Raw genomic sequence first — 10,361 nt, forward strand, 5'->3', positions numbered from 1 at the left:
CGCTGAACGGGTTCATCTCGACCTTCAACATCGACTGGGGATCCATGTCGGCGGCCGCCGTGCTGACGATCCTGCCGACCATGGCGATGTTCGCTCTCGCGAGCCGCTGGATCGTGCAGGGCCTCACGGCCGGAGCCGTCAAGGAGTAAGCACATCCGGAGATGACGAAGGCCGCCGCCCTCAGGGACGGCGGCCTTCGTCATGCATCCGTCAGACGCATGTCTCCGTCAGACCAGGCGGGCCTTCGGGGAGACCGAGTACGTCGCCTCGGCGTCGGTGTTGACCGTGTCGCCCAGCGCCGTGTCGATCGCGGCGAGCGTGTCGGCGTCGAGCGTCACGCCCGAGGCCTTCACCGTCTCGGCGAGCTGCTCGGGCCGCGAGGCTCCGACCAGTGCCGCCGCGACGTTCGGGTTCTGCAGGACCCAGGCGATCGCCAGCTGCGGCATCGACAGCCCGGCCTCCTCGGCGATCGGCTTGAGCCTCTGCACGGCGGTGAGGATGTCGTCCTGCAGGAAGCTCTTGATTGAAGTCGGCGCCGCTGTGCGGGTCGGTCGCGCGCGACCCTCCGGCACCGGCTGACCCGGCAGGTACTTCCCGACAGCACGCCCTGCGCCATCGGCGACCAGACGATCTGCGAGATGCCGAGGTCCTGCGACGTCGGCACGACCTTGCCCTCGATCACACGGTGGAGCATCGAGTACTGCGGCTGGTTCGAGATCAGCTGCACGCCGAGCTCCTTCGCCAGCGCGTGGCCGTCCTGCAGCTGCTCGGCAGTCCACTCCGAGACGCCGATGTAGAGGGCCTTGCCCTGGCGGACGACATCGGCGAACGCCTGGAAGGTCTCCTCCAGCGGCGTCTCGTAGTCGAAGCGGTGCGCCTGGTACAGGTCGACGTAGTCGGTGCCGAGGCGCTTCAGCGATCCGTTGATCGACTCGAGGATGTGCTTGCGGCTGAGCCCGGTGTCGTTGGGCCCCTTGGGACCGGTCGGGAAGTAGACCTTGGTGAAGATCTCGAGCCCCTCGCGGCGCTGACCCTCGAGCGCCTTGCCGAGGACGACCTCCGCCGCGGTGTTCGCGTACGTGTCGGCCGTGTCGAACGTGGTGATGCCGGCGTCGAGCGCCGCATGCACGGTCTTGACGGCCGCGTCGTCTTCGACCTGTGATGCGTGGGTGACCCAGTTGCCGTAGGTGATCTCGGAGACCTTGAGACCGCTGTTGCCGAGATAGCGATAGTTGACCATGGAACAACGCTACCGGCCGTCGACGACGTCGGGGCCTGATCGCCGTGACCGGTCTCAGCCTGCGTGGCCGCAGGGGTCTCAGACGCGCGGTTCGACCAGCTGCTCCTGCTCCTCGAGCGTCTGAGCCTGCGCGCGCTTCTCGGCGAGCTCGCGCTCCTGGGCAGCTTCCCGCTGCTCGGCGGCCTGCGCCGCCTCCTTGCGCTCGGCGCGGGTCTGCGGCTCGCCGGTTCCGGCATCCGCCTGGATGCCCTGCGACTGCACGCTCACGATCGCCGCGCGGTCTCGGAAGCCCTCGGCGGTGACCTTGTCGAGCGCGACCTGGCGACGGATCGCCGCGGCCTTCTCGTACAGCGACGGATCGCCGAAGCAGGTGAGCACCTTCACCAGCACCGGCAGCAGCTCGATCATGAAGAACAGCGCGGCGATCAGGATGTGCGCCCACAGGATCGTCGGCTCCTTCTCGCTGAGCCTGTTCAGTCCGCTGATCTGGCTCAGCAGCCCGATGGCTCCCGCGTTGCCGGAGGCCACGGACTCGGCGCGCGCGTTGTACGCCGCGAGCGCGGTGTCGTAGCTGTCGCGGGCTGCGGGCAGCTGCGACTTCGCCTCCTCGCGGTTCTGCGCCTCCGAGGTGCTCGTGTTCTCCTTCGCGGCGCTGCCGGCGTCGGCGAGCTCCTCGTTGGCGGTGCGCAGCTGGGCGGCCAGCGCGTCGTACGTCTGCTGCGCCTCGGCCAGCTGCGCCTTCGCGGCATCGGAGCTCGCGCCTTCACCGTTGACGCCGGTGCATCCGGGCACGGTTCCCGCACCCTCGCCGGTGAGCTCGCACTGATAGAGCGTGCGCGCCTGATCGATCACGGCCTGCTGATCGGTCATCTTCGCGGTCAGATCGTCGACCGTGGCCTGAGCGGCGGACTCACTCGCCGACGACGAGTCGGTGCCAGCGACGATGCCCGTCGCGGCCTGGTTCTCGAGTTCGGCCACGCGATCGGATGCCGCATCCAGCGCCTTCTTCTCCGGGCCGGTCTCGAGTGCATCCTGGTCGGCCTGCGCCTGGGTGATGTTGGTGGAGGCGACCTCACGGGCGATGTCGTTGTGGAAGATCTGCAGCACGAGGGGCTCTGCGACGACGAATCCGATGATCGCCGCCATGACGACTCGGGGGATCGCGAGGCCGATCAGCTTCCAGACGTTGCGCGTCGACGTCATCGTCGAGGTGAGGAAGCGGTCGAGGTTGAAGATGATCAGCGCCCAGACGATCGCCAGCGGCACGGCCAGCCAGATCACGGCCTGCACACCGGTGGTCAGCGCGAACAGCATCGAGATCGCCGAGACCAGGGCGGTGCCGGCGAGCACGAAGAACATCTGCACGAAGCGCGGCGTCTCGCCGGGCACACGGTCGAGGATCTCGCCGTCCGCACCGCCGAGGATCGCGAGGCGCCGGAACCCGGAACCCGGCACGCGGGGCTTCCGCTCGCGCGGCTGTCGGCGAGGCTTCGGCTCACGCCTGGGCTCCTGCTCGGCGGACGACTCTGCGGATGCGTCGGCATCCGCGTCCCGCTCGTCGTCGGACATCCGCCGCTCGTCCTGCGCACGCGGCGGAGTCAGGTCGGCGCCGGTGGGCTCGTACTCGCGCAGGAAGTCGAGGTCGTCCGTGTCAGCGTTCGGGTCGCTGTCGAGGATGATCCGACCCTGCGAATCGAACCGTCCTGGACGGTGAGCGGAATAGGGCATCCGACAATCTACGAAATGTCGCCTGTGGAAAACGTGGACGAACGCTGTGTCCTTGCCTGCTGCGGCGCTCGCGACGGCTCTCGGCGACGTTGGCGAGATCAGCGCGGGAGCATGCGCGTGAGCGCATCGGCACTCGCGGCGAGCGCGGCGTCGAGCGTGAAGTGACCGGCGGCGCACAGCGTCCCGAGACCATGCGCGAGGCCCCAGACGCCGATGACGCCGGTGTCGCCGTCGAGTCCCGCCGCGACGGATGCCTCCGACAGCAGCTCCTCGAGTTCGTCGATCAGCGGCGCCATGGTCTCGCTCGGCTCCCCCGGGATGCAAACGGTGGGGTCGTAGATGACGTCGAAGCCGTGCGGATGCTCGACCGCGTAGCGGATGTACGCACCGCCGCCCTCGATCACCGCGGCACGAGGGTCGCCCGCACCCTCGATCGCCTCGCGGACGGCAGCGACGAGGTCGGCCATGCTGCGTTCGGCGAGCACCTTCAGCAGCCCTCGCCGGTCGGAGAAGTGGTGGTACGGGGCGTTGTGGCTGACATCCGCCGCGCGGGCGACTTCGCGCAGGCTGATCTCCCCCGCGGGCTTCTCGGCGAGCAGCTGCATCGCGGCCGCTTCGAGAGCGTGGGCGAGGTCGCCGTGGTGATAGCCGGACCGAGAACTTGACACAAGCAACATTGTTGCCTATCTTGACAGTGTCCACCAGTACTTGACACTGTCAACATAGGAGTTCGAATGCCTTCCGCCCTGATCATCGACGGCCACCCGGACGCCCGCTCGCTCTCCGCAGAGCTCGCTCGTCGCTATGCCGCAGCGCACGGCGATGCCCGCATCCTCGCGCTGCGCGACCTCGACTTCGACCCGTCGCTACGCTTCGGGTATCGCGAGCGCATGGAGCTGGAGCCCGATCTGATCGACGCCAAGCAGGCACTGCGGGAGGCCGCGACCGTCGTGGTCGTGACGCCCCTCTGGTGGGGATCGGTGCCCGCAGTGCTGAAGGGGTTCTTCGATCGCGCGCTGCTCCCCCAGCAGGAATACCGCTACTCGAAGGCCGGACTCCCCGAGGGCCTTCTCACCGCGGCGAGCGGGCGCCTGTTCCTGCTGGCGGACACCCCGTGGTTCCTGACGCCCTTCACCGGGCTCCCGGCGCGGACGCACGTGGCGCGCGGGACGCTGCGATTCTGCGGCATCCGCTCGGTACGCACGACCCGGATGCTGGGCGTCAAGGACGCGAAGCCCGAGCGCATCGCCTCGTGGCTCGCTCGCGCCGGATCACTCGGTCACCGCGACGGCGTCCGTGACGCCGCTCGCGCCGGCATCAGCACCGGTATCCGCGACCGCGGCGATGAGGCCGAGCCTCAGGCCATCGCGGCGGACGCAGCCTCGTCCTCGGTCGTCGCGACGAGCTGACCGCACGCGCCGTCGATCTCCTTGCCCCGGGTGTCGCGGAGGGTCGTCGGGATGCCGGCGTCGTTGAGCCGGCGCACGAACTCGTTCTGCACCGACGGCTCGGACGAGGTCCAGATCGAACCCGGCGTCGGTTCAGCGGGATCGGGTTGACGTGCACCCAGCCGCGACCGCGCTCGTTGAGCTTCTCGGCGAGCAGATCGGCACGCCAGGCGTGGTCGTTCATGTCCTTGATCAGCGCGTACTCGATCGAGACACGGCGGCCGGTCTTCTCGTAGTAGTACCGCGCGGCGTCGAGCGCCTCGTCGACCTTCCAGCGGGAGTTCACCGGGATGAGCTCGTCGCGCAGGTGGTCGTCCGGCGCGTGCAGCGACAGCGCGAAGGTCACCGGGATGCCCTCGTCGGCGAGCTTCTTGATCGCCGGCACCAGTCCGACGGTCGAGACCGTGATGCCGCGCGCGCTCATACCGAGGCCGTCGGGCTGCGGGGCGACCATCGAGCGCACGGCGTCCATGACGCGCTTGTAGTTGGCCAGCGGCTCGCCCATCCCATGAAGACGATGTTCGAGACGCGCTCCATCGAGTGGTCGTCGGCCTTCTTGCCGCCGAGGCCGCCGTCGGCGATCAGCCGGTTGGCGCGGACGATCTGCTCGAGGATCTCGGCCGTCGACATGTTTGCGGGTCAGCCCGCCTGGCCGGTGGCGCAGAACGGGCAGTTCATGCGCATCCGGCCTGCGACGACACGCACAGCGTGATGCGCCCTGCTCACCGAGGTCCGGCGCCTGGAGACCGACCGCGGCGACACGATCAAGTTCCTCTGGCGCCTGCACGACGGTGCACTCGTGGAGTCGGTGCTCATGCGCTACCCGGGGCGCATCACGCTGTGCGTGTCGTCGCAGGCCGGATGCGGCATGAACTGCCCGTTCTGCGCCACCGGCCAGGCGGGCTGACCCGCAACATGTCGACGGCCGAGATCCTCGAGCAGATCGTCCGCGCCAACCGGCTGATCGCCGACGGCGGCCTCGGCGGCAAGAAGGCCGACGACCACTCGATGGAGCGCGTCTCGAACATCGTCTTCATGGGGATGGGCGAGCCGCTGGCCAACTACAAGCGCGTCATGGACGCCGTGCGCTCGATGGTCGCCCCGCAGCCCGACGGCCTCGGTATGAGCGCGCGCGGCATCACGGTCTCGACCGTCGGACTGGTGCCGGCGATCAAGAAGCTCGCCGACGAGGGCATCCCGGTGACCTTCGCGCTGTCGCTGCACGCGCCGGACGACCACCTGCGCGACGAGCTCATCCCGGTGAACTCCCGCTGGAAGGTCGACGAGGCGCTCGACGCCGCGCGGTACTACTACGAGAAGACCGGCCGCCGTGTCTCGATCGAGTACGCGCTGATCAAGGACATGAACGACCACGCCTGGCGTGCCGATCTGCTCGCCGAGAAGCTCAACGAGCGCGGTCGCGGCTGGGTGCACGTCAACCCGATCCCGCTGAACCCGACGCCGGGTTCGATCTGGACCTCGTCCGAGCCGTCGGTGCAGAACGAGTTCGTGCGCCGGCTCAACGACGCCGGCATCCCGACGACCCTCCGCGACACCCGGGCAAGGAGATCGACGGCGCGTGCGGTCAGCTCGTCGCGACGACCGAGGACGAGGCTGCGTCCGCCGCGATGGCCTGAGGCTCGGCCTCATCGCCGCGGTCGCGGATACCGGTGCTGATGCCGGCGCGAGCGGCGTCACGGACGCCGTCGCGGTGACCGAGTGATCCGGCGCGAGCGAGCCACGAGGCGATGCGCTCGGCTTCGCGTCCTTGACGCCCAGCATCCGGGTCGTGCGTACCGAGCGGATGCCGCAGAATCGCAGCGTCCCGCGCGCCACGTGCGTCCGCGCCGGAGCCGGTGAAGGGCGTCAGGAACCACGGGTGTCCGCCAGCAGGAACAGGCGCCCGCTCGCCGCGGTGAGAAGGCCCTCGGGGAGTCCGGCCTTCGAGTAGCGGTATTCCTGCTGGGGAGCAGCGCGCGATCGAAGAACCCCTTCAGCACTGCGGGCACCGATCCCACCAGAGGGCGTCACGACCACGACGGTCGCGGCCTCCCGCAGTGCCTGCTTGGCGTCGATCAGATCGGGCTCCAGCTCCATGCGCTCGCGATACCCGAAGCGTAGCGACGGGTCGAAGTCGAGGTCGCGCAGCGCGAGGATGCGGGCATCGCCGTGCGCTGCGGCATAGCGACGAGCGAGCTCTGCGGAGAGCGAGCGGGCGTCCGGGTGGCCGTCGATGATCAGGGCGGAAGGCATTCGAACTCCTATGTTGACAGTGTCAAGTACTGGTGGACACTGTCAAGATAGGCAACAATGTTGCTTGTGTCAAGTTCTCGGTCGGCTATCACCACGGCGACCTCGCCCACGCTCTCGAAGCGGCCGCGATGCAGCTGCTCGCCGAGAAGCCGCGGGGGAGATCAGCCTGCGCGAAGTCGCCCGCGCGGCGGATGTCAGCCACAACGCCCGTACCACCACTTCTCCGACCGGCGAGGGCTGCTGAAGGTGCTCGCCGAACGCAGCATGGCCGACCTCGTCGCTGCCGTCCGCGAGGCGATCGAGGGTGCGGCGACCCTCGTGCCGCGGTGATCGAGGGCGGCGTGCGTACATCCGCTACGCGGTCGAGCATCCGCACGGCTTCGACGTCATCTACGACCCCACCGTTTGCATCCCGGGGAGCCGAGCGAGACCATGGCGCCGCTGATCGACGAACTCGAGGAGCTGCTGTCGGAGGCATCCGTCGCGGCGGACTCGACGGCGACACCGGCGTCATCGGCGTCTGGGCCTCGCGCATGGTCTCGGGACGCTGTGCGCCGCCGGTCACTTCACGCTCGACGCCGCGCTCGCCGCGAGTGCCGATGCGCTCACGCGCATGCTCCCGCGCTGATCTCGCCAACGTCGCCGAGAGCCGTCGCGAGCGCCGCAGCAGGCAAGGACACAGCGTTCGTCCACGTTTTCCACAGGCGACATTTCGTAGATTGTCGGGATGCCCTATTCCGCTCACCGTCCAGGACGGTTCGATTCGCAGGGTCGGATCATCCTCGACAGCGACCCGAACGCTGACACGGACGACCTCGACTTCCTGCGCGAGTACGAGCCCACCGGCGCCGACCTGACTCCGCGCGTGCGCAGGACGAGCGGCGGATGTCCGACGACGAGCGGGACGCGGATGCCGACGCATCCGCAGAGTCGTCCGCCGAGCAGGAGCCCAGGCGTGAGCCGAAGCCTCGCCGACAGCCGCGCGAGCGGAAGCCCGCGTGCCGGGTTCCGGGTTCCGGCGCCTCGCGATCCTCGGCGGTGCGGACGGCGAGATCCTCGACCGTGTGCCCGGCGAGACGCCGCGCTTCGTGCAGATGTTCTTCGTGCTCGCCGGCACCGCCCTGGTCTCGGCGATCTCGATGCTGTTCGCGCTGACCACCGGTGTGCAGGCCGTGATCTGGCTGGCCGTGCCGCTGGCGATCGTCTGGGCGCTGATCATCTTCAACCTCGACCGCTTCCTCACCTCGACGATGACGTCGACGCGCAACGTCTGGAAGCTGATCGGCCTCGCGATCCCCCGAGTCGTCATGGCGGCGATCATCGGATTCGTCGTCGCAGAGCCCCTCGTGCTGCAGATCTTCCACAACGACATCGCCCGTGAGGTCGCCTCCACCAAACATCACCCAGGCGCAGGCCGACCAGGATGCACTCGAGACCGGCCCGGAGAAGAAGGCGCTGGATGCGGCATCCGATCGCGTGGCCGAACTCGAGAACCAGGCGCGACGGGCATCGTCGCTGGCACCGACTCGTCGTCGGCGAGTGAGTCCGCCGCTCAGGCCACGGTCGACGATCTGACCGCGAAGATGACCGATCAGCAGGCCGTGATCGATCAGGCGCGCACGCTCTATCAGTGCGAGCTCACCGGCGAGGGTGCGGGAACCGTGCCCGGATGCACCGGCGTCAACGGTGAAGGCGCGAGCTCCGATGCCGCGAAGGCGCAGCTGGCCGAGGCGCAGCAGACGTACGACGCGCTGGCCGCCCAGCTGCGCACCGCCAACGAGGAGCTCGCCGACGCCGGCAGCGCCGCGAAGGAGAACACGAGCACCTCGGAGCGCAGAACCGCGAGGAGGCGAAGTCGCAGCTGCCCGCAGCCCGCGACAGCTACGACACCGCGCTCGCGGCGTACAACGCGCGCGCCGAGTCCGTGGCCTCCGGCAACGCGGGAGCCATCGGGCTGCTGAGCCAGATCAGCGGACTGAACAGGCTCAGCGAGAAGGAGCCGACGATCCTGTGGGCGCACATCCTGATCGCCGCGCTGTTCTTCAATGATCGAGCTGCTGCCGGTGCTGGTGAAGGTGCTCACCTGCTTCGGCGATCCGTCGCTGTACGAGAAGGCCGCGGCGATCCGTCGCCAGGTCGCGCTCGACAAGGTCACCGCCGAGGGCTTCCGAGACCGCGCGGCGATCGTGAGCGTGCAGTCGCAGGGCATCCAGGCGGATGCCGGAACCGGCGAGCCGCAGACCCGCGCCGAGCGCAAGGAGGCGGCGCAGGCCGCCGAGCAGCGGGAAGCTGCCCAGGAGCGCGAGCTCGCCGAGAAGCGCGCGCAGGCTCAGACGCTCGAGGAGCAGGAGCAGCTGGTCGAACCGCGCGTCTGAGACCCCTGCGGCCACGCAGGCTGAGACCGGTCACGGCGATCAGGCCCCGACGTCGTCGACGGCCGGTAGCGTTGTTCCATGGTCAACTATCGCTATCTCGGCAACAGCGGTCTCAAGGTCTCCGAGATCACCTACGGCAACTGGGTCACCCACGCATCACAGGTCGAAGACGACGCGGCCGTCAAGACCGTGCATGCGGCGCTCGACGCCGGCATCACCACGTTCGACACGGCCGACACGTACGCGAACACCGCGGCGGAGGTCGTCCTCGCAAGGCGCTCGAGGTCAGCGCCGCGAGGGGCTCGAGATCTTCACCAAGGTCTACTTCCCGACCGGTCCCAAGGGGCCCAACGACACCGGGCTCAGCCGCAAGCACATCCTCGAGTCGATCAACGGATCGCTGAAGCGCCTCGGCACCGACTACGTCGACCTGTACCAGGCGCACCGCTTCGACTACGAGACGCCGCTGGAGGAGACCTTCCAGGCGTTCGCCGATGTCGTCCGCCAGGGCAAGGCCCTCTACATCGGCGTCTCGGAGTGGACTGCGAGCAGCTGCAGGACGGCCACGCGCTGGCGAAGGAGCTCGGCGTGCAGCTGATCTCGAACCAGCCGCAGTACTCGATGCTCCACCGTGTGATCGAGGGCAAGGTCGTGCCGAACGTCGCAGGACCTCGGCATCTCGCAGATCGTCTGGTCGCCGATGGCGCAGGGCGTGCTGTCGGGGAAGTACCTGCCGGGTCAGCCGGTGCCGGAGGGGTCGCGCGCGACCGACCCGCACAGCGGCGCCGACTTCATCAAGAGCTTCCTGCAGGACGACATCCTCACCGCCGTGCAGAGGCTCAAGCCGATCGCCGAGGAGGCCGGGCTGTCGATGCCGCAGCTGGCGATCGCCTGGGTCCTGCAGAACCCGAACGTCGCGGCGGCACTGGTCGGAGCCTCGCGGCCCGAGCAGCTCGCCGAGACGGTGAAGGCCTCGGCGTGACGCTCGACCCGACACGCTCGCCGCGATCGACACGGCGCTGGGCGACACGGTCAACACCGACGCCGAGGCGACGTACTCGGTCTCCCCGAAGGCCCGCCTGGTCTGACGGAGACATGCGTCTGACGGATGCATGACGAAGGCCGCCGTCCCTGAGGGGCGGCGGCCTTCGTCATCTCCGGATGTGCTTACTCCTTGACGGCTCCGGCCGTGAGGCCCTGCACGATCCAGCGGCTCGCGAGAGCGAACATCGCCATGGTCGGCAGGATCGTCAGCACGGCGGCCGCCGACATGGATCCCCAGTCGATGTTGAAGGTCGAGATGAACCCGTTCAGCGC

The 10,361-nt window shown here is 68.8% G+C and carries 6 protein-coding genes and 5 pseudogenes; 6 read left to right on the forward strand and 5 right to left on the reverse strand.

Annotation, left to right across the window (positions count from 1 at the left end; translation table 11 throughout):
• Positions 1–359 precede the first annotated feature (359 nt).
• The 3 genes and pseudogenes from BLW44_RS00010 to BLW44_RS00020 all read right to left on the reverse strand — a co-directional run.
• Positions 360–1,240, reverse strand: a pseudogene (locus BLW44_RS00010) (aldo/keto reductase family protein); the annotation flags it as partial.
• A 78-nt stretch (positions 1,241–1,318) separates the two neighbouring features.
• Positions 1,319–2,968 (reverse strand): DUF4407 domain-containing protein, encoded by a 1,650-nt coding sequence (locus BLW44_RS00015; RefSeq protein WP_060926317.1) that lies wholly within the window; start codon positions 2,966–2,968, stop codon positions 1,319–1,321.
• Positions 2,969–3,066: 98 nt separating this feature from the next.
• Positions 3,067–3,636, reverse strand: a complete 570-nt coding sequence (locus tag BLW44_RS00020) for a TetR/AcrR family transcriptional regulator (protein ID WP_060926318.1) — start codon at positions 3,634–3,636, stop codon at positions 3,067–3,069.
• A gap of 66 nt (positions 3,637–3,702) precedes the next feature.
• Between BLW44_RS00020 and BLW44_RS00025 the strand changes: the two genes are divergently transcribed.
• Positions 3,703–4,377 (forward strand): NAD(P)H-dependent oxidoreductase, encoded by a 675-nt coding sequence (locus BLW44_RS00025; RefSeq protein ID WP_074731456.1) that lies wholly within the window; start codon positions 3,703–3,705, stop codon positions 4,375–4,377.
• On the opposite strand, the pseudogene rlmN (BLW44_RS00030) reads toward BLW44_RS00025, so the two are convergent.
• Positions 4,326–5,135, reverse strand: a pseudogene (rlmN, locus tag BLW44_RS00030) (23S rRNA (adenine(2503)-C(2))-methyltransferase RlmN); the annotation flags it as partial. The gene BLW44_RS00025 and the pseudogene rlmN (BLW44_RS00030) overlap by 52 nt on opposite strands.
• On the opposite strand from rlmN (BLW44_RS00030), the pseudogene rlmN (BLW44_RS00035) reads away from it, so the two are divergent.
• Positions 5,135–6,053, forward strand: a pseudogene (gene rlmN / locus BLW44_RS00035) (23S rRNA (adenine(2503)-C(2))-methyltransferase RlmN); the annotation flags it as partial. The pseudogenes rlmN (BLW44_RS00030) and rlmN (BLW44_RS00035) overlap by 1 nt on opposite strands.
• Before the next feature lie 229 nt (positions 6,054–6,282).
• Here the strand turns inward: rlmN (BLW44_RS00035) and BLW44_RS18080 are convergent.
• Positions 6,283–6,669, reverse strand: a complete 387-nt coding sequence (locus BLW44_RS18080) for an NAD(P)H-dependent oxidoreductase (protein ID WP_074731458.1) — start codon at positions 6,667–6,669, stop codon at positions 6,283–6,285.
• A 998-nt stretch (positions 6,670–7,667) separates the two neighbouring features.
• On the opposite strand from BLW44_RS18080, the gene BLW44_RS00050 reads away from it, so the two are divergent.
• From BLW44_RS00050 to BLW44_RS00065, 4 genes and pseudogenes are all read left to right on the forward strand, one after another.
• Positions 7,668–8,630 carry a DUF4407 domain-containing protein gene (locus BLW44_RS00050; protein WP_074731459.1) on the forward strand — a complete coding sequence of 321 codons (963 nt, stop codon included), beginning with the start codon at positions 7,668–7,670 and terminating at the stop codon, positions 8,628–8,630.
• An 84-nt stretch (positions 8,631–8,714) separates the two neighbouring features.
• Positions 8,715–9,044, forward strand: a complete 330-nt coding sequence (locus BLW44_RS00060; protein WP_074731461.1) for a hypothetical protein — start codon at positions 8,715–8,717, stop codon at positions 9,042–9,044.
• Between the two features lie 78 nt (positions 9,045–9,122).
• Positions 9,123–9,266: pseudogene (locus tag BLW44_RS18695) on the forward strand (aldo/keto reductase); the annotation flags it as partial.
• Positions 9,238–10,026 (forward strand): annotated as a pseudogene (locus tag BLW44_RS00065) (aldo/keto reductase). The pseudogenes BLW44_RS18695 and BLW44_RS00065, both read left to right, overlap by 29 nt.
• The last annotated feature ends 335 nt before the right edge of the window (positions 10,027–10,361 follow it).

It is taken from the genome of Microbacterium hydrocarbonoxydans, assembly GCF_900105205.1.
Taxonomy (GTDB): Bacteria; Actinomycetota; Actinomycetes; order Actinomycetales; family Microbacteriaceae; genus Microbacterium; species Microbacterium hydrocarbonoxydans.

Bases quoted from the DNA above. Each gene is read 5' to 3' on its own strand.
- BLW44_RS00025 (WP_074731456.1), top strand. From the start codon at position 3,703: ATGCCTTCCGCCCTGATCATCGACGGCCACCCGGACGCCCGCTCGCTC.
- BLW44_RS00015 (WP_060926317.1), bottom strand. From the start codon at position 2,968: ATGCCCTATTCCGCTCACCGTCCAGGACGGTTCGATTCGCAGGGTCGG.
- BLW44_RS18080 (WP_074731458.1), bottom strand. From the start codon at position 6,669: ATGCCTTCCGCCCTGATCATCGACGGCCACCCGGACGCCCGCTCGCTC.
- BLW44_RS00060 (WP_074731461.1), top strand. From the start codon at position 8,715: ATGATCGAGCTGCTGCCGGTGCTGGTGAAGGTGCTCACCTGCTTCGGC.